Annotated in this window: 17 protein-coding genes, 1 tRNA gene and 2 pseudogenes; 8 read left to right on the forward strand and 12 right to left on the reverse strand. The window is 36.3% G+C overall.

Annotated features, from left to right (window positions below):
- The first annotated feature begins 134 nt into the window (after positions 1 to 134).
- Positions 135 to 2,795, forward strand: a complete 2,661-nt coding sequence (secA, locus tag EA652_RS01885) for a preprotein translocase subunit SecA (protein WP_012673145.1) — start codon at positions 135 to 137, stop codon at positions 2,793 to 2,795.
- A gap of 9 nt (positions 2,796 to 2,804) precedes the next feature.
- On the opposite strand, the gene EA652_RS01890 is transcribed toward secA, so the two are convergent.
- The 8 genes and pseudogenes from EA652_RS01890 to EA652_RS07405 form a co-directional block, all read right to left on the reverse strand.
- On the reverse strand, positions 2,805 to 3,914 hold the full coding sequence (locus EA652_RS01890) for an ankyrin repeat domain-containing protein (RefSeq protein WP_044471220.1): 1,110 nt from the start codon (positions 3,912 to 3,914) through the stop codon (positions 2,805 to 2,807).
- A gap of 336 nt (positions 3,915 to 4,250) precedes the next feature.
- On the reverse strand, positions 4,251 to 4,892 hold the full coding sequence (gene fsa / locus EA652_RS01895) for a fructose-6-phosphate aldolase (RefSeq protein ID WP_007552982.1): 642 nt from the start codon (positions 4,890 to 4,892) through the stop codon (positions 4,251 to 4,253).
- A gap of 125 nt (positions 4,893 to 5,017) precedes the next feature.
- Positions 5,018 to 6,076, reverse strand: coding sequence for an IS481-like element ISWpi2 family transposase (locus EA652_RS01900; RefSeq protein WP_094189589.1), 1,059 nt, complete (start codon positions 6,074 to 6,076; stop codon positions 5,018 to 5,020).
- 186 nt (positions 6,077 to 6,262) lie between these two features.
- Positions 6,263 to 6,808: a pyrimidine dimer DNA glycosylase/endonuclease V gene (locus EA652_RS01905; protein WP_007549769.1), complete on the reverse strand. Its 546-nt coding sequence runs from the start codon at positions 6,806 to 6,808 to the stop codon at positions 6,263 to 6,265.
- A 20-nt stretch (positions 6,809 to 6,828) separates the two neighbouring features.
- The gene (locus tag EA652_RS01910; protein WP_007549767.1) at positions 6,829 to 7,650 is read right to left on the reverse strand and encodes an Rpn family recombination-promoting nuclease/putative transposase; all 822 of its coding nucleotides are present in this window, start codon (positions 7,648 to 7,650) and stop codon (positions 6,829 to 6,831) included.
- A complete protein-coding gene (ltrA, locus tag EA652_RS01915) occupies positions 7,647 to 9,194 on the reverse strand; it encodes a group II intron reverse transcriptase/maturase (RefSeq protein WP_006280223.1) in 1,548 nt (515 codons plus the stop codon). Before ltrA ends, EA652_RS01910 begins: the two co-directional genes overlap by 4 nt.
- Positions 9,195 to 9,231: 37 nt before the next feature.
- The gene (locus tag EA652_RS07035) at positions 9,232 to 9,375 is read right to left on the reverse strand and encodes a hypothetical protein (protein ID WP_173862902.1); all 144 of its coding nucleotides are present in this window, start codon (positions 9,373 to 9,375) and stop codon (positions 9,232 to 9,234) included.
- Between the two features lie 454 nt (positions 9,376 to 9,829).
- Positions 9,830 to 10,075, reverse strand: a pseudogene (locus EA652_RS07405) (PD-(D/E)XK nuclease family transposase); the annotation flags it as partial.
- A 1,141-nt stretch (positions 10,076 to 11,216) separates the two neighbouring features.
- Here EA652_RS07405 and EA652_RS01930 point away from each other — a divergent pair.
- Both EA652_RS01930 and EA652_RS01935 read left to right on the forward strand, forming a co-directional pair.
- Positions 11,217 to 12,926, forward strand: coding sequence for an ABC transporter ATP-binding protein (locus EA652_RS01930; RefSeq protein WP_007549123.1), 1,710 nt, complete (start codon positions 11,217 to 11,219; stop codon positions 12,924 to 12,926).
- A gap of 201 nt (positions 12,927 to 13,127) precedes the next feature.
- Positions 13,128 to 14,960, forward strand: coding sequence for a coiled-coil domain-containing protein (locus EA652_RS01935; protein WP_121692675.1), 1,833 nt, complete (start codon positions 13,128 to 13,130; stop codon positions 14,958 to 14,960).
- A 56-nt stretch (positions 14,961 to 15,016) separates the two neighbouring features.
- On the opposite strand, the gene EA652_RS01940 is transcribed toward EA652_RS01935, so the two are convergent.
- Together EA652_RS01940 and EA652_RS07270 are read right to left on the reverse strand one after the other, a co-directional pair.
- A tRNA-Tyr gene (locus EA652_RS01940) sits at positions 15,017 to 15,081 on the reverse strand.
- A 209-nt stretch (positions 15,082 to 15,290) separates the two neighbouring features.
- Positions 15,291 to 15,416: a hypothetical protein gene (locus tag EA652_RS07270; protein WP_007549126.1), complete on the reverse strand. Its 126-nt coding sequence runs from the start codon at positions 15,414 to 15,416 to the stop codon at positions 15,291 to 15,293.
- A 441-nt stretch (positions 15,417 to 15,857) separates the two neighbouring features.
- On the opposite strand from EA652_RS07270, the gene EA652_RS01945 reads away from it, so the two are divergent.
- The 3 genes from EA652_RS01945 (at position 15,858) to argS (ending at position 19,073) form a co-directional block, all read left to right on the forward strand.
- Positions 15,858 to 16,451 carry a hypothetical protein gene (locus tag EA652_RS01945; protein WP_006280986.1) on the forward strand — a complete coding sequence of 198 codons (594 nt, stop codon included), beginning with the start codon at positions 15,858 to 15,860 and terminating at the stop codon, positions 16,449 to 16,451.
- A gap of 86 nt (positions 16,452 to 16,537) precedes the next feature.
- The gene (locus EA652_RS01950; protein ID WP_012673149.1) at positions 16,538 to 17,233 is read left to right on the forward strand and encodes a hypothetical protein; all 696 of its coding nucleotides are present in this window, start codon (positions 16,538 to 16,540) and stop codon (positions 17,231 to 17,233) included.
- 133 nt (positions 17,234 to 17,366) lie between these two features.
- Positions 17,367 to 19,073, forward strand: a complete 1,707-nt coding sequence (gene argS, locus EA652_RS01955; protein WP_012673148.1) for an arginine--tRNA ligase — start codon at positions 17,367 to 17,369, stop codon at positions 19,071 to 19,073.
- A 115-nt stretch (positions 19,074 to 19,188) separates the two neighbouring features.
- Here the strand turns inward: argS and EA652_RS07615 are convergent.
- Positions 19,189 to 20,282: pseudogene (locus tag EA652_RS07615) on the reverse strand (IS3 family transposase).
- 369 nt (positions 20,283 to 20,651) lie between these two features.
- A complete protein-coding gene (locus EA652_RS01975; RefSeq protein WP_010962676.1) occupies positions 20,652 to 21,824 on the reverse strand; it encodes an NADH-quinone oxidoreductase subunit D in 1,173 nt (390 codons plus the stop codon).
- 275 nt (positions 21,825 to 22,099) lie between these two features.
- Between EA652_RS01975 and EA652_RS01980 the strand changes: the two genes are divergently transcribed.
- Positions 22,100 to 23,278 carry an aspartate aminotransferase family protein gene (locus tag EA652_RS01980; protein ID WP_006280246.1) on the forward strand — a complete coding sequence of 393 codons (1,179 nt, stop codon included), beginning with the start codon at positions 22,100 to 22,102 and terminating at the stop codon, positions 23,276 to 23,278.
- Between the two features lie 88 nt (positions 23,279 to 23,366).
- A complete protein-coding gene (locus tag EA652_RS01985; RefSeq protein WP_007549013.1) occupies positions 23,367 to 24,650 on the forward strand; it encodes an HlyC/CorC family transporter in 1,284 nt (427 codons plus the stop codon).
- Positions 24,651 to 24,655: the final 5 nt, after the last annotated feature.

The following is a 24,655-nucleotide window of genomic DNA, read 5'->3' on the forward strand; positions in this document are numbered from 1 at the left end:
TAGGAATTGCCTGGCAAACTCTTAATTCTTGATTTAAAAAAGACTTTCCAAAGACTCCCCAAATCTAATATGTCATTGCTGTAGGCTGCATTTAGTAATATAATCTCATATTAAATAAGACTTTACTTAAGTTTATGCTAGATTCTCCGCTAATTTTGACAGCCATTCTTATATTTTTCATTTTTACGTTGTCATTCTTTTTTATAAGAAAGATATTTGGGTCAACAAATAAGAAGATAATAAAATCCTTTAGGAAAATTGTTCAGCAAATAAATGCATTAGAAACAGAAATGCAGAGCTTATCTGATGAGGAGCTTGCTGGTAAAACTGAAGAATTCAAACGAGAATTGAAAAATGGGAAAACGTTAAATGATCTTCTCGTACCTGCATTTGCGGTTGTGCGCGAAGCCTCCCGAAGGTTTCTTAACATGAGGCATTTTGATGTTCAGCTAATTGGTGGAATGGTGCTTCATAATGGCATGATATCAGAAATGAAAACAGGAGAAGGAAAGACACTCGTTGCAACTTTAGCAGCATATCTAAATTCCTTAGAAGGGAAAGGCGTGCACGTCGTAACTGTTAACGATTATCTTGCAAAACGAGACACAGAGTGGATGAGCAAATTATATAATTCTCTTGGGGTTTCTGTTGCGTTTATCACGAATAACTTGACAGACGAAGAGAGAAAAGAGGCTTACAGTGCAGATATCGTGTATTCCACAAATAACGAACTTGCCTTTGACTACCTGCGAGACAATATGAAATTTTCTCAAGAAGACATGGTTCAGAGAGGCTTTCACTACGGAATAGTTGATGAAGTGGACTCAATACTCATTGATGAAGCTCGCACTCCGCTTATTATTTCTGGCCAGATTGAGGAAAACAATCAGATATATAAGCATATCAATAAAATAGTAACCAAATTAGTTGACTATGATTATGAAGTAGATGAAAAAGGTAGAACGGTATTCTTGACTGAAGATGGTATTTCACGAGTGGAGGAACTACTAAGGTCATACAATCTCATTCCTGAAAATTCCTCGCTCTATGATACTGACAGCATGATAATGACTCATTATATAGACCAAGCATTACGTGCACATAAGCTGTTTACTGCTGATAAAGATTATATAGTAAAGGATGGCAAGGTAGTGATTATTGATGAATTTACTGGGCGTATGATGGAGGGCAGGAGATATTCCGATGGTCTTCATCAGGCACTTGAAGCGAAGGAGAATCTTGAAATTCAGCATGAAAACCAAACTTTAGCATCGGTCACATTTCAGAATTACTTTCGTATGTACAATAAACTTTCCGGAATGACTGGAACAGCAGCAACAGAGGCAGAAGAGTTTAGTGATATATACAGATTAAATGTAGTAAAAATTCCAACCAATGTATCTGTAAAAAGAGTTGATATTGATGATGAAATTTATGGCACAGGAAAAGAAAAATTTAATGCTGTGTTAAAGTTCATAGAAGAATGCCATAAACGCCTTCAACCGGTCCTTGTCGGCACGGTAAGCATCGAAAACTCTGAGAAGCTTTCTGCGCTTTTGCAAAGCCATTCTCTTAAGCATTCCGTATTAAACGCTCGTTATCATGAACAAGAGGCGTACATAATAGCACAAGCTGGAGTGCCAGGCAGTGTCACCATAGCAACTAACATGGCAGGACGTGGAACTGATATTCAGCTTGGTGGAAATGCTGAAATGATTGCAAAGGTGGAGCTAAAGAAGATAAAAAATGCTGATGAAAGAGAAAAAAAATACCAAGAAATAGTTGAAAGAGTAAAAAAAGATAAGGAAATTGCTATAAAAGCTGGTGGTTTATGTGTGGTTGGAACCGAAAGACATGAAAGCAGGAGAATAGATGATCAATTACGCGGCCGTTCTGGTCGTCAGGGGGATCCTGGACTTTCTAAGTTCTTTTTATCGCTCGAAGATGACCTAATGAGAATATTTGGCTCTGATAGAATGAGAAGCTTTTTACAAAAAGTAGGGTTAAAGAATAACGAAGCTATTCATCATCCATGGATCAATAAGGCACTCGAGAAAGCGCAAAAGAAAGTTGAAGCTAGAAACTATGACGTGCGGAAATCTCTACTTAAGTTTGATGACGTAATCAATAACCAACGTAAAGTTATTTTTAAGCAGAGAAACAATATCTTAGGCAACGAAATTAATGATATATTTGAAGTGTATAGCGAAGTAAATGAGAGCGTAGTAGAAGGTATAATCCAAAGTGGCTATTATGAGGATTATATTGAAAATATAGTCAAAGAATTCCATACAAGGTATGGAATAACGCTTGATAAAGAAGACTTGGCAAAGTTTTTGAATAAACAAGAAGCTTTGAATTATATAAATGATAAGATACAAGAATTTTTTACTGAGAAAGAAAAATATTTCAACAGTCAGCACACTACAGATTTGTGGAATACGATCGTGAAGCAAATGATGATAATGACACTTGATCATTTATGGAGGGAACACCTTTCAGTTCTAGAGAGCCTAAGACAAAGCATAAGCTTACGTGCTATGGGGCAGAAAGATCCACTGAATGAATTTAAACGCGAAGCTTTCTTGATGTTTGAGTCAATGCTTGAAAAATGGAAGGAACTCACCATTCACCGCTTAGCACACTTTAAGTTGGCAGACAACCAAGAGATAGGCAATAGGTTACATTCTGCTAGAAATAGCAGACTTCCCAAAGTCTCAAGAAACGACAAATGTCCTTGCAACTCCGGAAAGAAATACAAACACTGCCATGGTGCGGTTACTGTGGTGAGCTAATAATTATGGTTATACAGTTTGTTTATTTCCATCAACATTACTGCATCTAACCTCACTTAGCTTACTGTTTAATGAGTGCTCTGATGACTTATACGCAGCCCCATAGGAAATTCCACCAACTATCAGTGCAGATGCTACAGTAATTCCAATTATTGCTAGTGCAGGTAATGCAGTAGCGTAAACGAGTGCTAATGGAGTAACAATGGCAGCTAATATACCCACAGCAACTCCTGCTGTTATAGCTTTAGGTCTATGGATGCATGATGGATTTGCACCATAATTTAGCAGGAGTTTTGCCATCCTTGGACTAGGTTTGTAAGGTTCATAAAAATTACCTAGTAAAGTTGTGTCACAATCTAGTAGCAGTTTTCCTCCTAACCTTATATTACGGTAACTATAATTAAGAGTAGCATAGTATAAAGGTGCCCTTCCATCCTTGTCTTTTATATTAGCATCTGCACCTTTTTTTAATAGCATTTCTATTGTTTGTATAAGTTCATAACCAATAGCATAATGCAAAGGAGTTTTTCCATCCTCGTCTTTTATATTAACATCTACTCCTCTTTGTAATAAAAGTCCCGCTATCTTTGCTGCACTATCATCCTTCATAGGAGTACATATGTTAGCATTACATGTAGCATAGTGCAAAGCAGTTCCTCCAGATTTATCCTGTAGATTAACATTTGCCACTTTCTCCAATAACATTTGCACTATTTCTATATCTCTTTTGCCAGCAGCTACATGTAAAGGAATCTCTTTATCTTCATCTTGTGCATTAACGTCTGCTCCCTCTTCTAGCAAAACTTCTACTACTTGCGTATACCCATACTGAGCAGAATAATGTAAAGAGGTTTTTTTCCATACATCTTGTACATTAACATTAGCCCCGCTTTTTATTAGGTGTTTTACTACTTTTCCACAACCATTTTTAGCTGCTATAAGTAATAAACCACAATTAAGTACTTCAAATGTGTGATTTATATCAAACTGGTTACTTTCCCACTCACTGTAGATATCTGGAAGCTTCTGCTGTAGTTCATCTTTGATTTTCTCAACTACATTTTCTGCACTCAGGTCTGGACTACTGTTGACTTCTTGTAGTATTAACCTTAATGTCATTTCCTTCTCCAAGATATAAAATTTTATTATGGCATATGGAGTGGATTATGTCAATGAAGAACTAAGAAACTGGTTCTTCTTTTTTTCTATAGCTTTAGGTTTACCTACAATTTGAAAAACAACAAATTCGTCATTCCGCTACTCGTTAGCGCCGCGGCGGTATGATGTAGGGAAACCTTTCTTGGGTTAGCTATAAAGTTAAAATTCGACCAGGGCAGCCGCAATAAGGTAGCAAACGCCATCATGTCTTTAGGAGAGTTTGCTAATGAAGGCTCTTAAGTTGACGCCACTGCCTGAACGGATACGCCAATTTTTATGTTCATTTGTAACCGTCTATTATTTTACACCCCAGTCTTTTTCAAATATTGCTAGCCCTTGGTCAGTAAGTGGGTGATTAATTAATTGTCTAAGTACTTTTGCTGGCACAGTAATTGAATCAGCACCAAGCCTTGCAGCTTCTATTACATGCGCTGGGCTTCTCACTGATGCAACAAGAACTTTAGTATCAAAACCGTAATTAGAATATATAGTACATATATCTTCTATTAGCGATAAGCCATCATAGCTTATATCATCAAGGCGACCAACAAAGGGGGAAATAAAACAAGCACCGACCTTAGCGGCAAGCAGTGCTTGTCCAGGAGAAAAACATAATGTGATGTTAACAGGTATTTTATGCTCTGTCCATAACTTTTTACAAGAAATTAATCCTTCATGTGTAAGAGGTAATTTGATCACAACATTATCAGCAATTTTTGCTAAATTCAGACCTTCTGTGATCATCTCTTCATGGCTATCTGCAACAACTTCAACACTAACAGGCCCTTTTATAATAGAGCATATTTCACGCACTAAATCCTCGTATTTATCTTTACGCCCGGACTTTGCTATTAAAGAAGGATTAGTTGTTATGCCGTCAATGAACTCCTTTAGTCCTTTAATTTCATTTAAATCAACGCTATCAAGAAAAATTTCCATATTAATCTCCTATAAAAAAAATACCCTTGCAAAATCTTGTCATCCTACCGCTTGACTTACAACCGTATGAACTTCCTGCGTTGTAAACATCTGTAAAAGACAAGATTTGATCTGACAGACAAGAATTAACTGACAGAAGAATTGAGGTAGTCAAAACTAATATCAGGCTCTTGTGTAATGCTACTAATATTTTTCTGAAAAGCAATATATTTGCTATCAAGAAAAGTTTGCATAGGCGTTTTGCCATAGCAATATTTACCCGAGTGAGGTCTTGTCTCATTATAAGAACGCAACCAATGATCAACATCAATCTGTAGATCTTCCAAAGAACTGTAGATTTTCTTTCTAAAGATGATATTGTAACACTCATCTTGCATGGTTCTATGAAACCTTTCACATATGCCATTAGTCTGTGGAGAGTTGGCTTTAGTTCTAGAATGATCGATGTTTTCTATGCCCAAATAAAGCTGATAAGCGTGATTTTCGGGCTTGCCACAGTACTCCGTACCCCTATCAGTTAAAATGCGTAATAATGGAATTTTCTGCTCATCAAAAAATGGAATAACTCTATCGTTGAGAAGATCTGCAGCTGTAATAGCTGTTCTGTCCGTGTAAAGTTTAACCATTGCAACTCTGGAATAAGTATCAACAAAAGTTTGCTGATAAATGCGCCCTATACCTTTGATATTGCCCACATAATAGGTATCTTGAGAACCCAAATAACCTGGATGTTGCGTCTCAATTTCACCATGAGCTTCCCTTTGTTCTTTCACTTTTTCTAAAGCTGCAAGTTGTTCTTCAGTTAAAATGATTCCGTCTTGAGCTACTTTTGTCTCTAGTGCTTTAAGTCTCTTTTTGAGAGTTTCAAGGTCATTTCTTAGCCATACAGACCTTACTCCTCCCTGAGAAATTATTATACCTCTTTTTCTCAGTTCATTTGCAGCTCTTTCTTGCCCATATGCTGGAAATTCTGTTGCTATACCAATCACTGCTCTTTCTATATCGTCGGAAACTCTGTTTGCTAATAGCGGTTTTTTCTTACTTATTTCATGTAATGCTTCCTCTCCTCCATTTTCATATAACTCCTTAAAGCGATAAAATGTATCTCTTGAGTATCCCATCACTTTGCATGCTTGAGACACATTTCCTAGTTGTTTTGCTAGTTCTCTAGCTTTGGTTTTAATATTTTTGTCTGTATTGTACTCATATCTAACACTCCTTTATTTTTATTATTTTTAACTTACTTTTTTAAAGTGTCAGGTCAAGTCTTATTTAATACAAATTATTCCCTATCATTATATACCCAATAATCTTGCACGTGTGCGTATTACTGCTGCTAGCCCTTGGATATCGTAAACCTTGTGTCCTTATCAAGAAAAGATGTGGAAAAAATGTGTAGCAGGATTTCCTACTATCCAACCTGGTGCTTCTCTTCCATTTTCCCACTTAGCGAATCTCATCTTTTCCTGTAGGTAATACTCCCTATAAGCTTTTACAGGATTAGTACATTTATACCGATCGGGCAGTGCTTGTATAAAAGCTTGCATATCAGTTGATCGAAAAATGAGTAAATCCTTATTACTATCACACCAATCTATTACTTCTTCTGATTTATGCTTTCTTTTGTATCGCCAAGTGTACTCTTTACATAATTCTTTTCCGTACTCTATCAACCAACAAAAGTTCCCTTTCGATTGCCTAGCCCACAAAGAACAAGGATGATTGCTGTGAGTGAGTTTATATGGAACTGCTATATTCTGATCTGTGGTACTGACAAAAGGATTTGGCGCTTTTAATGCTATTGAAAAAACATTACTTAATAACTGAGCAGTTTCTAATGGCATTTTTACTATATGCTTATCACACAACATTTGTGCTGCAATTACTGGGTTTTCATCTAGTACAAAGATGTTCATCTAGGTGTCAAAAGATAGAATCAGCTTAAGTCTTTAACTTCATCAACTGTAAGACCAGTAGTTTGAGCTATAATATCAATAGAAACACCTGCTTTTAGTAGATTCTTTGCAACTGTTATCTTAGCTTGTTTTTCACCCTTCTCCGCGCCAATTTGAATACCTTCGGCTCTGCCTTTTTCATGTCCGATTTGGATGCCTTCTTCTTTACCTTCTTCTCTACCTTTTTCAGTAGCATCATCAAGTTTTTGAGCGAGGACAGCCTGTTCATCAAGAATACGCTTTATCTCTTGTTCATAGGCAATAAATTCTTTTTCTGACCAGTTAAATCTATTTAGCTCTTCATAGGCCTTTTTAATTATTACATCACTACCTATTATTTTTTCCAGCTCTTCTTCACTAGTTTCGTCTGCATATCGAAAAAAATAAACCCATTTTTCAACTATATTTTCCAACTGATCTTCCTTATTCTTTGGAAATTTAGGCAACTCAATAAATATAAAATAGAAATCTTTTAGATCATGCTCATTAGTGTCTTCATCTCGAATAGTATGCTTTGATTTGTACTCAGATTTATTAGGAAACAGTACACAATCTGCTATAGCAATAAAGATAATTTCCTTAAGGTTATGATACTGGTCACCTTTATCAGCTTGTCTTGAGTAAGCTTTAGCAGCATAGTATTGGGCACGTTTTTCAAATCCTTTAGTTTTAGCGACCTGGTTAGGTAAGGAAGTAGTATTGCTACTACTCCCTCCCTTAGAAACGCAGCATGCAGGTTTCCCCACACTACGCTTGAGCCCCTTATCTAAGTCCTTCTTTTCTCGAACCGGCTTGTCCTTCATGATTCCTCAGAAAACATCATTCTTAATGGTGACACCAACAGTAGAGAACCTTCTCTTGAGAAAGAGCTTGCTAACATTTTTGTTTGTTTCACTCTTTCATCAAAATACTTTTTCCATTTTAAGTCAAGTGGATTTGCATCCGCCCTGATTTTAACATGTCGTCTGATAGGTATATCAATCAACCTAAGCAGTCTTAAATACCTTATCTCTTTCGGTTTGTTCTTGCATATGGGTGCAGCAAAGACCCATTGGCGTTGTTTCATTACCTTGAAGTAACGATTCTTTATCCAACGTAATCCTTTACGAGGATGTCTTTTCTTTGCCCATTTCCATAGAGCACACATAATTTCATGGTCTATTTTGTTAAAAGCTCTTTTCGCACACACATGGCTGTAGTAATTTCCCCATCCCCTTAATAGGGAATTGAGCAACTTGATTAGTACGGCCTGAGTGTTCGCTATGTTTGCCTTTATCAATGTACGTGCTTTATTAAGAAGTTTCTTAATACTTTCTTTTGAAGGTTTTATAATTAACTTCTTATTATACCTGCGTACATTACAACCAAGAAAGTCAAACCCTGTTGTAATAGATGTAATTTTTGTTTTCTCTTCGGAAAGGATAAGACCTCTCTCCTGAAGAAAGGACGATACTAGAGGTTTTACTTCATTTTCCAGTACTTCACGTGTGATTCCTGAAATGATAAAGTCATCTGCGTACCTGATTACATTTACTCCACTTCTGATTTTGCTTCTTCTTTTACTGCCAAGTTTACCAAATTGACTTTCCAATGATTTTTCAAGTCCATTTAGGGCTAGATTTGCTAGTATTGGAGAGATGATACTACCTTGTGGGGTACCTGCAGTTGTGGAATACAGAGTTTTTGATTCTAGGAAGCCAGCTTTTAACCAGCTATGAAGAATTTTCTTCTCCATAGGAATATGCTTCATGAGCCATTCATGGTTAATGTTATCAAAACACCCTTTAATATCACCTTCGAGTATCCATTGTAGTTGGTTACGGCTTGCCAGTAACAAGTGACAAGCCACAGTAGCGTCTGCGCAGGATCTTTTTGGTCTAAAACCATAAGAGTGACGATCACTGATCGTTTCAGCTATCGGTTCCAAAGCAAACAAGTATAATGCTTGCATGGCTCTATCTTTTATCGTAGGGATTCCAAGAGGTCTTCTTTTGCCATTAGACTTACTGATGTATATCCGTTTTAGCGGAGAAGGTTTGTATCCTCTTTGTTTTAATAGCTTTATTCCTTGAAATTTTGTGTTGCAAGTTGACCATATTTGACGATCTACACCTGCTGTGTTTTTTCCTTGGTTTTCAGTTACTCTCTTAACCGCCAAAGCTTTGCCGCTAAAAGAGCGTGTGAGAAGGTGTTGTAAAGTTTTCACCTTACCCCATCTGCCTTGTTGGACAGCCTTAACAATACGCCTCTGTAGCCTCATAACAACTTTTTGGCATTTCTTCCAGGGTAACTGGTTCCATGCTTCGGAGTTATTGGTAGGTGCACTTACAGTTGTACTTGTAATCATCTGCTTTCCTACCTTAAGTGGTTAACAAAGTTTCTTGTCATGAGGGACCAAATGGAAGTCTGCTCGTTTTCACGCGAATTAATGTTACAAATTCTATCCATTTCGTTACAAAATGGCATTCGCTTTCTCCATTATCCTTTACCTGCACATCCATCAGCATTCCTTGCGGGTTGCCTGCCATATAGGCGAAAATACAGGCTTATCCTGTTCCTTTTGTCATACAATAGTGGGTTAGGTGGCTTCTCTATACCGGTGGAATTATTATTTGCGTACATCCAGAAATGAAAAATGTAACTCATCCACATTACCTTTTGGTCGGAGCTTATCAGCATCTTTAGCTCTTTAATCGTTACGATACTTATGAAGCTTCACTTACGTTCACCATACCACTAAGCCTAGCCCTCCAACCACATGATGCTTGTAGTTTATGCTTTCTCTCACGATTGAGCATCTTCTTTATCAAGAGGAGGTTCATTGTCCGCGTCGCTCGGCACCAACTGGTTACCCAATTCGCACTGATGCGTAGACTCAGATGGCAAAACATCTGGTTCAATAAGCTTTAGAATCCTTTCAGTTTCTTTCTGAATGAATTCCTCTCCTTTTAAACAATATGACCGAAGGCTTTCAGGTCGCACCATTTCAATCACATACCTGGCCCCACTAGAATCCCTGCAAAGAACATCAACTATACTTTGTTTATCAGATGCAATTTCAGGATCCATTATAGTACTGAGGAATTCCACTTCTTGTATAGTATTTATCTCAGTAAACCCTAAAATATCGTTCAAAAAATGAATAAGAATATTCTTATTTCTCTCAGTACCAAATATTTTTTTAAATGTTAGGTCCAATTTCGGATCGAGAAATTTAGAAAGAGCCATAGTAAAAATACTGAGAAAAGATTAATAATTATACACTATTATTAACAACTATTCAACCATATTTTTAAGTATAGCTATACCGCCGCGGTATCTCTTAGCCACTAACAAGAGATTCCGCTAACAAGCAGCGGGATGACGAGCTTATCGTCACGCCGCCACGAACCGTCATACCGCCGCGGTATCTCTAGATCCCGCTAACAAGCAGCGGGATGACGAATTACTTAACCATCATCTACACCGTCATACCGCGATTCATTCGCGGTATCTCTCAACATAGATCCCGCTAACACGTAGCGGGATGACGAGCTTATCGTCACGCTGCCACGAACCGTCATACCGCCGCGGCGCTAACAAGAGATCCCGCTAACAAGCAGCGGGATGACGAGCTTATCGTCACGCCGCCACGAACCGTCATACCGCCGCGGCGCTAACAAGAGATCCCGCTAACACGTAGCGGGATGACGAGCTTATCGTCACGCTGCCACGAACCGTCATACCGCCGCGGCGCTAACAAGAGATTCCGCTAACAAGCAGCGGGATGACGGTTGTCGTTTAGCTATAAACATTAAGAAATTTACCAAACGAAAAAAAAGGCAAAAGAAGCCCCGTGGTTGGCTAATTACTTACATTATACTTTCAAGTATGGCGTTTTTTTATTCTAAATGCTTAATAATCGCGATTCAGTTGCTTTTAAACCGCAACTAATCTAAATTAGAAACATTAAGAAATTTACTAAACAGAAAAAAAGGCAAAAGAAACCCTAGGGTAGCTAGTTATTCACTATCCATTTTTTAAGTTGGCGTTTTTTTATGTTTTAAACGCTTTATAAGCGCGTTTCAGCTTATGTAGGTAGAAGTTTGATAAAGACATAAGGTGCACATAGTGCAAAAAATTAAACATGAGACGCCAGATACGTGAGTTTTTTTGTCATTTAATCTGTACAGAGAAGATAAATAAATAGCTTCAATTTTATGATAAGAGGGCTGGCGGAGTTTGTCAAGCAAGTTTTTTGTTTCTGCGAGCTACTACCCTTTCTTGGTGGACTAAAATCACAACAGCTGCAGAACCTAAATTGCTTCATACTATACCTTTCCCCTGAAACTAAAATCTATATACTTAACTTTAGAAACTTCAAAATACGATGCGATCTAATATTAGGCAGTTATTTTACTATATAAAGCCTAATCTATCCTATTTTGTCATAGCTTTTATTGCAGTTTTATTTTCAGCCTTAACGATCCTCCTCTTTGGCAGAGGCTTAAGCAATATAATTGATTCTGGCACAGAGCACGATTTTACTACCAAACTATTAGTTGCAATACTTATAGTTTTAGCCATTTCTCTCACTGCATTTACTCGGTTATATTTCATTGGCATTGGCAGCGAGAAAGTTATCGCAAGAATCAGATATGACTTATATAGCAGTATTACCGATTTACAACCAAGCTTCTTTGAGAACACAGGTGTACAAGATGTTATCTCAGCGTTAATTACTGATACCTCTGTGCTGCAATCAATAATAAACAGCAGCTTACTAACCATATTACGAAATTTTGTAATATTGATTGGTAGTGTTGCCATGTTATTATATACAAATATACAACTAACTGCGTATGCAGCTGCAATAATACCTATACTACTCATTATCGTGACCTCACTTGGAAAAAAAGTGCGTAGCCATGCACGCTTTGCCCAGGATAAATTAAGTGAGCTTGCGTCATTTAGTGAGGAAAATTTTAGATCTATAGTGACTATCAAATCGTTTGTACTCGAAGAAAATGAAAAAACCCGTTTTAAGGAGTATTTAAACTCAGTATCAAAATCATACGTAAAATTAGTACTCTTGCGTGCTATTTTAGTAACTCTAGTTATCACGTGTGTGATAGGTTCACTAGTTGTTTTGCTCTTTTTTGGTATTAAAGAAGTCTTAAGCAATAATATAACTATAGGAGAACTCTCCTCATTTGTGGTTTATTCAGCGCTCGCAGCAGGAGCTATAAATAATTTGAGCGATAATATCAGTGATTTACAACGAGGTCTTGGAATAGTAGAGCGTTTATTTGAATTTAAAAATATGAAAAGCTCTATAGTAGATCCCGATGATCCTATAAAAATTTGTAGTGTTCAAAAAGGAATTTCGTTTAATGGCGTAACATTTTTTTATGAATCTCAGTCTGATAAGCCAGCGTTAAATAACGTATCATTTTCTATAGAGGCAGGTCAAGCAGTATCAATTGTTGGACCATCTGGCAGTGGTAAAAGCACCATTTTAAAGCTTCTGCTCCGTTTTCATGATCCAAACAAAGGTAGCATTACTATCGATGGGCACAATATTAAGTCAATTGCGTTAAATGACCTCAGATCGTTGTTTGGCTTAGTGCCACAAGATCACATGATATTCTCTTGCTCAATAATAGAAAATATACTATATGGCAAACCGGGTGCTGAATATGAGGAAGTAAGGCAAGCAGCTATCGGTGCTTATGCGATGGAATTTATTGATAAGCTGCCTGATAAATTTGATACATTTGTAGGAAAAAGAGGATTAAAACTTTCTGAAGGACAAAAACAACGTATTATAATAGCAAGAGCCATACTCAAAAACCCTCAGGTTTTAATACTGGATGAAGCAACCTCTGCCCTTGATTATAAAAGTGAGAACCTCGTGCAAAAAGCATTGAGCGAGTTAATGCAAAACAGAACAACAATCGTAATTACACACAGGCTATCAACCGCACTCAAGACTGACAAGATTATAGTAATTAATCATGGGAAAGTAGAAGAAGTAGGAACTCATGACTCTCTAATAAGTAAAGACGGGCTATATGCAAAACTGGCGAAGATACAGTAGAATTGAAAGAAAATTTAAATCATACCGTTAGTTGATATGCTAGATTTATAATTAAAATTATTAAATTTTTAATTTTATTATTTTATAATGGTTCCATAGTTATCCGGAAATTTCGTGACCTGTGGTTTCTTTCATTCACGTTATATTCATAGCTTGTTCTATCTTAATGTAATTCCAATTTTAACTGTATAGGAGGTCTCTATGTTAAAACATAACTATAGTGATAAAATCAATAATCGCTATTCATATACTAACAAATTTTCTTATAGTGATGAGGGTGTAGATGAGACGATCAAGGATAAAATCACAACTGAAGATCAGGTAGTAACTGATGATAAGGTAGTAACTGATGATGAGGTCACAACTGAGGATCAGGTTACGGATCCAAGAGATCAGATCGAAAAAGAGAAAAAGGATGATGAATTTACCAGAGAAACACTTGAAGAGTGCAAAAACAGGGCTCAGAAGGCAGAAGATGATGCTAAAAAGGCAGTAAAACGTGCAGAAGATGATGCTGCAAGGGCAATAAAACGTGCAAAAGATGATGCTGAAGAGGAAATAGGACGTGCAAAAGATGATGCTAAACAGGCAAGAGAACGTGCAGAAGAGGATGCTAAAGCTAAAAAAGCAGCTGAGGAAGTAGCAAAACAAGCACAGGGTGAAGCTGAAGAAGCAAAAGAGCAGTTTACAAAATGCGAAGAAAATGCTGAGAGGATAAAAGATGATGCTAAACAGGCAATAGAACGTGCAAAAGATGATGCTAAAGCAAAAGCTGCGGAAGCAGTAAAACAAGCACATGGTGAAGCTAAAGAAGCAAAAGAGCAGTTTGCGAAATGTGAAAAAGATGCTGAGAGGATAAAAGATGATGCTAAACAGGCAATAGAACGTGCAAAAGATGATGCTAAAGCAAAAGCCGATTTAGCAATAAAACAAGCTCAAGATGAGATTGAAAAAGTGAAAGCAGAAGCTAAACAGGCAAAAGCAGACGCTGGAAAAGCAAAAGAGGAGGCTGAAGGGATAAAAGAAGCATTTGTACAGTGTGAAAAGAAAGTTGAGAAAGCCAAAGAAGAAGTTGTAAAGTGTAAAATTGGAATGGCAAAGGCAGAGGTTGAGTGGTATAAAAAAGAAGCTGAAGAATGCAAAAAAGAGAAAGGAATTGGTACAGGCAAACCTGATACTGGTAAAAAAGGAGATGAAACTGGTACAGGCAAACCTGATACTGGTGAAAAAGGAGATGAAACTGGTACAAACAAACCTGATACTGATGAGAAAGAAGATGAAACTGGAAAAGCAAGTGTCATTACATCTCAAGAAATAACCTTAGATTGTTCCCAAGCTGAAAATTGTGGAGCGCATGCTTCTTGGTATACAGCTTATAATAAAATAGGTCATCAAGGTTTTAATACATCTGATTTACTAAAGGAATTGTATCCTGAGATGTATAGTAATCCTAAAATTGCGACATATATAGAAAAGGGAATAGAGGGTTATTACGGTGTAGTAAATTTTAAATTTGCCTTTACAGAGCTTTTTGATTCAGCACACTATTTTAGTAATATGTCATGTAAAAAATGTATGGATAATCCACAAGAGATAGCCTGTCAAGACGATGAAATTAAGAGTTTCTGTTACCCTGCCGGTTATCATAATAATAAAGAATACAACAAAAGCTTTTTTATGAGAGAATCATGTCCTGATCTCATTAGAGAGTCCGATCGAACAATTGTTGCGAAAGCAAAACAAATTGCACCATTGATACTTGTTAACACATTAGGACAAATGATAGATAAAGAGGGCAATAACACTCAGATATTGTATAGTTCATTAAAGCCTTATCTAAAGGCTAATGGCAAAATAAAGGACTGTGGAGTTGACAAAAAGTGTGAAGATTTTGCTAAAATTATGAAGAAAGTTGCATGGGACAGTGATAAGGAAGTACTATTAAAAACTGTTTTTGATAGTACGGAAAAAACAAATCCTTACTATTATGATAATGAGGATAGTCTTGTTTCTGTTGATACTAATTTTATATAAGACTGAATGCTTTCTGGGCTTTTCAGCCCAGATGGCATTTTTGCAGAAAAATAGGGTGAGTAACCAGGATCGAACTGGCGACATTCAGCACTACAAACTGACGCTCTGCCAACTGAGCTACGGTTGCCAATAGGAACTCACAACTCTCTAATAAGTAAAGACGGGCTGTATGCAAAACTGGCGAAGATACAGTGGAATTGAAAGAAAATTTAAATCATACCGTTAGTTGATATGCTAGATTTATAATTAAAGTTATTAAATTTTTAATCATTTTAATTTATAATAATCTCATAGTATTTTTTAAAGGATCATTATGGTTTATAATTATAGTCATTTACCAAAACTACCATGTACGGCTTTTAATTCGCCAGCATCAGTTTCACCAACACCAGTATCGAACTGTGCACAAGCTTGTGCACCTGCATACGCACCTTGTGCCACTAATTCGTGCCACAATCATTTTAACTCATATCATAATTATTATGACACATGTCATAATCCTTGTGATGAATTTGGGTTTCTTTATTAGAAGATTGTTTTTAAACAACTCATAAACGCACGTCTAGCTATACGTGCTTCCAAGAGCACATGGGTGCTATTCAACCCATGTGTTTCATGCTTTGCTTGAGAAGATAAGCAATTGTTATTCACAGTAACCATATATTACAATTTATTTCAGCAACACAACTAATTTGACTACTGACAGCTTCTTCTTGGAATCTTATCATTATCTACCATAGTAAAATTTTTAACTCTAATATCTGCTACATTAAAGTCGTATTTTGAAATGTACTGTAAGTTAAGTACTGTGTGTATGCTAATTTTAGCCTTAAAATTATTAAATCATTAACTTTTTTATCCTATAATAATCTAATAGTTGCTTTTTAAAGGATTTTTATGACTTACAATTTTTCTTCGTATCCACGTATGGATTCATGTACTCCTGTGCGCACAGCTTGCATAACTGACCCACGGTACCATCATAACTTTGACCCACGTTGCCATAACCGCTTTGACTCGCGGCATGATGGACTCGAATTAAATATACAGCTTCCCGAATTCGATTTAAATATACCACCTTGTCCTGCTTGTCCTGATACTGTTTGTCCCCCTGCTCCTGCTTGCCCCCCTGCTCCTGCTTGTCCTGCTTGTCCCCCTTGTCCACAAGTTAAGCCTGAACCTGAATCTAAAACAATCGTTGATTTTTCAAAGCTTGCAATAACGGTCAACCCAATAACTGATGATATTCTTGATATTGAGACCAAAGAGCCAACAGGCTACAAGTTTAAAGAATGTGCAAAAACTATTCAGAATGCTAAAAACAACCTTCAGGTTATAGATGGTAAACTTGTGGGCAGTTGTGAAAACAATTCTGAATGTGATAAATGTGTAGAAGTAATAAACTCTTCTATATTAGATGCAAAAAGTGCTGAAGCCTTTTTTTCTACCCACAATATGTCAGTGTTAGAAGGCACTGTTCATATTATATAAAAGTAATACAGTGTGTACATTGTTAGTACACACTTCCATCTTATGGTTAATTTTTTAATAATTTTATTTACTAATGGAGATATTTTATGCCAACGAATACTTTTTCTTGTCCGAATCAAAAAAATGCAAATCATGTACGTATATTGCCACTTGATACGTGCTATGTCAGTGATATGTTGAAAATTAATTTGTTCACAAAGTTGGATGATTGTAAAGTCAATAAGAGTAAGTTGATTTATGATAAATGCGGTAAAGATCTTAAGTGTAAGATTGATGATAAGACTATGAATGAACTGAAAAAATGTTTTAAGTTTGAGATTGATGATAAGACTATGAATGAACTGAAAGAAAATATTAAGAATGAACTGGAGAAAGGTCTTAAGTTTGAGATTGATGATAAGACTATGAATGAACTGAAAGAAAATATTAAGAATGAACTGGAGAAAAGTCTTAAGTTTGAGATTGGTGATAAGACTAAGAATGAACTGAAAGAAAATATTAAGAATGAACTGGAGAAAGGTCTTAAGTGTGAAATTGATGATAAGACTAAGAATGAACTAAAAGAAAATATTAAGAATGAACTGGAGAAAAGTCTTAAGTTTGAGATTGATGATAAGACTATGAATGAACTGAAAGAAAATATTAAGAATGAACTAAAGAAAGAGAAAGAGCCTGATGATGTTAAAGAACCTGATGGTGTTAAAGAACCTGATGCTGGTAATGATGGTTACAGCGAAGGTATGGCTTTCTCTTACCATGATTACGACAATGTCTTAATATAAACTATAACTTTTCTGGGTCTTTTGACCCAGAAAAGGTCGCCTTACATCAAACAAAGAGTAGAGATAAGATAAACCTTCAACTAGCCCCACTTATTCGCTATATTGTTGGAGGTTTTCATAGTTTTTCTAGTTGATGAACATTTTCAAAAGGGCTTCTTCCTTAATTTTGAGTAAATTAAACGAGTTGAAGCAAAGAGGTATTATAAATACAGATACAACAAACTTTATCGTAGAACCTCCAAGCAATAGAGCACATGGAGATATTTACACAAACGTTGCTATGGTGCTCGCAAAGCATGAAAAGAAGAATCCCATTGAAATTGCAGAGGTTTTAGCCAAAGAATTTGAACTTTTTGATGAAGTTGCAAAAGTGGAAATAGCGGGCCCTGGTTTCATCAACATACACTTAAAAATAAAAGTATGGCATGGGATTTTAAAACAAATAAATGAGCTAAAAACAGAGTTTGGCACCCTAGATATAGGGAACAATCAGGCCATCAATGTTGAATTTGTATCTGCAAATCCAACTGGTCCACTGCATATTGGTCATGCAAGAGGGGCAGTATTTGGTGACGTTCTGGCAAATTTATTGAAAAAAGTTGGTTATAAAGTTACTAAGGAATACTATATTAACGATGCTGGAGCGCAGATAGATACACTAATAAAGTCAGTATATCTGCGGTACAAAGAAGCTCTGGGAGAAAAAATCAGTATAGAAAAAGGTTTATACCCAGGTGAATATTTAAAACCAATAGGGGAGGGGCTAGCTAAAAAATATGGCAAGGAATTTCTAAAAAAGCAAGATAATCAAATAATTAGGGAATATACTTTAAGTTTTATCTTAGAACTCATAAAGGAAGACATGAACTTGCTTGGAGTAAATCATGATGTTTTTACTTCAGAGTATGAGCTACAAAAAAGTGGCAAAATTGAAGAGAGTATAAAGATATTGTCTGACAAGGGTCTAGTGTATGAAGGGTACCTGGAGAAACCAAAAGGCAAAGAAAGTGAAAATTGGACTTCCAGAAAAGAAATGTTATTTCGCTCTACAAAATTTGGTGACGACGTTGACCGCGCATTGAAGAAAGATGGGGGTAGCTGGACTTATTTTGCCTCGGATATTGCTTACCATTTTGACAAGATATCACGTGGTTTTAACAATATGATCGTAGAGCTTGGTAGTGACCACGGTGGTTACGTCAAAAGGCTCAAAGCAGTCGTCTCTGCGCTCAGTGATGATCAAGCAAAAATAGAGGTAAAACTGCATAATATCGTGAATTTTTTCGAGAATGGCAAACCAGTTAAAATGTCCAAAAGATCAGGAAACTTCCTAACAGCAAGAGATGTAGTGGAAGAAGTTGGCAGGGACATAACTCGTTTTATAATGCTAACACGCAAGAATGATATGGTCTTGGACTTTGATTTTGCTAAAGTTAAAGAACAGTCAAAAGACAACCCTATTTTTTACGTGCAATATGCGCATGCTCGTGCTCATTCGTTAATGCGTAATGCTCCAAAAGAGCTCCCAACAGCAGATCCTTCACTTTTAAGGACAGGTGGAGAGCTCTTCCTCATAAAAACCTTAGCAAAGTGGCCAGATGTGGTAGAAATTGCAGCAAGGCTTTGTGAGCCACACAGAATTACTTTCTACTTACTTGAAGTTGCAGAAGCGTTTCACGTTTTATGGGGGTATGGCAAGAGTGATTTAAACATGCGTTTCATACTGGAAGACAACTTAAACCTCACCGCTGCAAGAATGTTTCTCGTGCAGGCCTTAGCACACGTCATCGCTTCTGGACTTTCTATCTTCAATATAGAGCCTTTGAAAGAGATGAGTTGATTTTTTTATGCAAGATTGTTTTTTCAACGAATAGAGAAGTTGACAAAATTAAGTAAAAATGTTATAGTTTATTGACCTTACCCAGAAAAAGTGGAGAGAAAGTTTGGAATGTTTTTTACAAAAAGAATGATGCATCAAATTGTTCTGGAATGCAATAGTTAATAGTGACGTTGTTTGTTATAAAAAATTTCTATGTATTCAAATATTGCAGTTCTAGTTTGTTGAGCAGAGTGTTGTGAAGTATCAATAAGTATTTCTCTTTTCAATGAGCTAAAGAAGCTTTCTGCAACAGAATTGTCGTAACAACAGCCTTTATTACTCATCTATATTCTTTACAGCTAAGAGATATTGATAACCTTGCGAAGTATATTGTGAACCTTGATCACTATGTAATAGTAGATTTTTGGCAGGTTTACGCTTGTTAACGTCCATTAATAAAGAGTCCATAACCAATTGTTTATTTATTGAACTGCTCATTAACTACCATGCGTGAATATAGATCGATTATTGTTGCCAAATATAGCCATCCTTCTTTGGTTTTTATATAAGTAATCCCATACTTTATTTGGTTGATCGACAATAAAGTTTTGGTCTAATATATTGGGAGCTACTGTCCGTTTGTTGTTTCTTAATTTTAAATTTTCTTCTCAATATAGCCTGAATACCATTTTTCTGCATAATACTTTGCACTGTTTTTAAGTTGCAACTTTTACCCAAAGCCTTTAATTCAGCATGAATTTTAGGAGCTCCATATCTACATTTAGAAGCTTGATATATTTTTTGAATATCTGCTAATAACTCTTTATTTGCTGATTCTCTACTGCTTATTTTCCTTGTAGTCCACTTATAGTAGCCACTAGCAGAAAACCCTACATAATTCCTGCACTTTATAGTGTTTACTATGCTCTTTTATGAAAAAATATTTTACTCTTTTTGACTGGCCAGGGCTTTTTTTAAAATGTCTCTTTCTCTTGTTACTTTTGCTAACTCTTTCTGTAAATCAAATCTCTCTTTGTCATAAGGTGCTACATCTGGAAATGCATTTGCCGCTGACTTTTTTTCGTTATATTTCTTCATCCATTTTCCTAATACACTATCCCTTATTCCTAGATCTCTTGCTACTTTTGCAACTGGTTGACCTACCTTTCTTTGTTCATTTGTCAGCTTAACAGCTTCCAATTTGAATTCTGCCGTATATTCTCTTGCCATTTCTAATCCTCCAAAATTTTATTTTACCCGAAAAAACTCCTTTCTTTCTCTCCACTTTTTCTGGGTAAGGTCAGTTTAGCTATAGGCAGCAATTTTCTGTATTTATTTTAAATTGAAGGAAGCTCAAATGAAAGATCATGTTTTGCTAAAAATCACAGAATGCAGTCTAACAGTGAACGGTTACGCTTTTAATCGAAAATGTTGTATAGTACACAATCAATTTTTCTGGATCCAAGTAGTCAAGGCACTGCCTTTGTGTTTGAGGCAAAATCGGCTATAACACTTAACATACTGCCTTTGCAAACAAATGTTCGTACAGTTATGTGTCAGCTACTTGCATGACGCCATTGCCTGAACGGGTACCAATGATTACCTATCAATCTCACCAAAAACTATATCGAGTGAGCCAATAATTGCTGCAACGTCAGCAAGCATGTGTCCTTTTGCCATAAAGTCTAAGGCTTGTAAATGCGCAAAGCCAGGTGCTCTTATTCGGCACCTATAAGGTCTATTGGTACCATCTGAAACTATATACACTCCAAACTCACCTTTTGGTGCCTCAACAACTGCGTAAGCCTCACCTTCTGGTACGTGATATCCTTCTGAATAGAGCTTAAAATGGTGAATCAGAGCTTCCATAGATTTTTTCATCTCTGCTCTTGACGGTGGAGAAATTTTTCTATCTTCAGTTTTTATTTGCCCTTCAGGCATTTTCTCTATGCACTGCTTCACCAAACTGATAGATTGCCTAATCTCTGCCATTCTAACTAGATAACGGTCATAACAGTCGCCATTTTGGCCGATCGGTATATCAAAATCTAGTTGATCATATATCTCATATGGCTGGCTTTTTCGCAAATCCCAAGCAAGCCCAGCAGCGCGCAACATTGGGCCACTAAAGCCCCAATCAAGTGCCTGTTTAATTGATATTTCACTAATTCCTACAGTGCGTTGCTTCCATATCCTATTTTCTGTTAAAAGTTCATCAACATCGTCTATATATTTTGGAAATTGCTCTATAAACTTTGCAATATCCTCAATCAAATCTTCTGGAACATCTGCTGCAATTCCACCTGGCCTGATGTAAGCTGCGTGAAACCTTGCACCTGAAGCTCTTTCGTAAAATTCCAGTATTTTTTCTCTTTCTTCAAAGAGCCATAAAAGAGGGGTCATTGCTCCAACATCAAGTGCTTGAGAAGAAACGTTCAGTAAATGATTTAGTATTCTCGTCAGTTCACAAAACAAGACACGTAAATACTTTGCCCTAATTGGCACTTCACATTGCAACAATTTCTCCACACAAAGTGAATATGCATGCTCTTGTGACATTGGTGATACGTAATCAAGGCGATCAAAATAAGGCAAAGCTTGAAGATACGTTTTATGTTCTATTAATTTTTCAGTACCGCGGTGCAAAAGCCCAATATGGGGATCTGCCCTCTCGATCACTTCACCATCCATCTCTAAAACAAGACGCAACACTCCATGTGCAGCTGGGTGCTGAGGTCCAAAATTTAACATCATTGTCTTTAGATCGGGCATGTCCAGTAGTTTAAGATATTAAAATTGTATAGGCTAAAGTGCGCTCAAAGTCAATAAACTTCTTGCATAGGCTACAACTATCATTCAATAGAAACAAAAACTTTTACAATGGCTAATAAGTGTTGGTAAAACCAAGTCACTTTAGCTATAGAATGACAAAAAAGGTTTGCATTAGCCAAATTTTTAGTTGAAGTAGCATAAGAGGTTAAAGGAAAAGCTTTGTGTTAATGGATTCATTTCAGGTATAGTATAGATAATACCACAATACTTATAAAATGGATCATGTTGTTAATGCGTATAATAGACTTGACACTCCTATAGTCAGGGGAGAAGGGGCATATCTTTTTGATAAAGATGGTAAAAAATATTTAGATTTTGCTGCAGGTATTTCTACAACTTCTTTAGGGCATTGTCATCCATACATTACAGATAAGCTGAAAGAGCAATCGAGCTCATTATGGCACTGCTCTAACATTTTCACTATTCCCGAGCAAGAAAGGCTTGCCGAGCGTTTAACAACCCTGACTTTTGCAGATAAAGTTTTTTTCTGCTCAAGTGGGCTTGAAGCAACAGAAGCTGCAATTAAGTTTATTCGTCGTTACTTTTATTCAAAAGGGCAAGCAAAACGTAATCGTATTATTACAATTGAAGGAGGCTTTCATGGCCGCAGTATTGCTGCAATTTCTGCTGGAGGCAATGAAAAATCACGCGAAGGTTTTGCTCCGCTCCTTTCTGGTTTTGATAAAGTGCCAAGAAATGACATTAAAGCATTAGAAGAAAAAATCAACAATGAAATAGCTGCTGTATTTTTAGAGCCCATACAAAGCGAAGGTGGAGTATATCCACTAGACGTAGAATATCTTCAAAAAGTAAGGGAAATAACAAAAGCTCAAGGAATAATTTTGTGCTTTGATGAAGTGCAGTGCGGATATGGACGCATCGGTTCTTTATTTCATTATCAAAATGTCGGCATTGAACCTGATATGCTAACCTGTGCGAAGGCTATGGGTAACGGTTTTCCTGTAGCTGCATGTTTAGTGAAAGATTATATAGCAGAAGCAATTACTCCAGGAACTCATGGATCAACCTATGGTGGCAATCCACTTGCCATGACTGTTGGTAATGCAGTGCTCGATATAATGCTAAAAGAAGGCTTTTTTGATCATGTTAAAAGAATTAGTAAATATTTAAAAGAAAAGCTGTTGCTTTTAGCTAAAGAATTTCCTGAGATGATTTTAGAAGTTCGTGGAGAAGGGTTACTAATGGGAATAGAACTAGCAACTCTTGTAGCTGATAAAATTATTAGTCGATCTCTTGATAAAGGTTTAATAATAACTAGGGTTTTAAACAACAAAGTAGTAAGGGTAACCCCACCACTTATCATTGAGGATGAGCATGTGAACGCAGCGTGTAATATGCTTTATGATTTGTTTTTTAAGATTAAAGGTATATAAAATTCGGCAATATAAATTCAGGCTTGCAAATGCCTCTCATAACATGTAAAATTAATTTTATTTTTTATCACAATAACATCGTACTTTAATGGATTGGTTATTGGTCTTAGTATCATCAGCAATTTTTGTTTTGTTAGTTTTATCGTTTTTGTTCTCAGGAGCAGAAATAGGCTTAACCTCAATTAGCCGTTCTCGAGTTAATAAGCTAAAGCTAGACGGTAACAAAAAAGCCAGGGTAATAGATCGCTTATTAAATAGGAAAGAATTGACAATAGGAACGGTATTGCTCGGCAATACAATTATTAATATTACTTGCTCTGCTTTATTTACAGCAATATTTATCAATCTTTTTGGAAATGAGGGCATTCTCCTATCAACAATTATAATGACATTTTGTATTTTATTGTTCTGCGAAGTTCTACCAAAAACTTATGCTATTCAAAATCCTGAAAAATTTGCATCATTTTCTGCTTATTTTGTATTGTTTTTTGTAAAGATTTTTTCTCCATTGACACTAGGTATTCAATTTATTGTTAACCTCATCCTAAAATTATGTGGGCTGCATAAAGATAAGGAAGTGATATCTGCAGCGGATGCAATGCGTAATATGATTACTCTTCACCGCAGTGAAGGAACTATGTTGCAACAGGATTTAGATATGCTAAGCAGCATACTTGATTTGGCTGAGACAGAGATATCACAAATTATGACCCATAGAAGAAACCTATTTTCTCTTGATATAGATCGGAATAAAGAAGAGTTAATAAGAGAGATTTTAACCAGCAGTCACAGTAGAGTACCTTTATGGCAGAAGGAACCAGATAACATTGTAGGTGTAATTCACGTGAAAGCTCTAATAAATGCTTTGCGTGAAAAGAATAATAAAGCGGAAGAAGTTGACATTACCCAAGTTATGTCAAGGCCTTGGTTCATACCAGAAAGTACACCGCTCAGCGTGCAACTTCACAACTTCCGTAAGAACAGGAAACACCTTGCATTTGTTATTGATGAGTATGGAGCACTGCAGGGAATTGTAACTCTTGAGGATATACTGGAAGAAATAGTTGGAGAAATTTCGGATGAACATGATTTGATTACGGAGAATTTTATAAAGAAAATATCTGATAATATGTATCACATAGAAGGAAAATCTACTATTAGGGACATTAACAGGCAGTTATACTGGAATCTCCCTGATGAAGAAGCTACAACTCTAGCAGGTATGATTGTGAATGAAATAGAGCGCATTCCTGACGAAGGCGAGGAGTTTTCCATGTATGGTTTTCGCTTTAAGATTTTAAAAAAAGATAAAAATATTATTACTGTTGTTGAAGTGCAAGTAAAAACTGGTAATATTAGTGGCAGCAATTAATTAGT

It is taken from the genome of Wolbachia endosymbiont of Drosophila ananassae, assembly GCF_008033215.1.
Lineage (GTDB): Bacteria > Pseudomonadota > Alphaproteobacteria > Rickettsiales > Anaplasmataceae > Wolbachia > Wolbachia pipientis.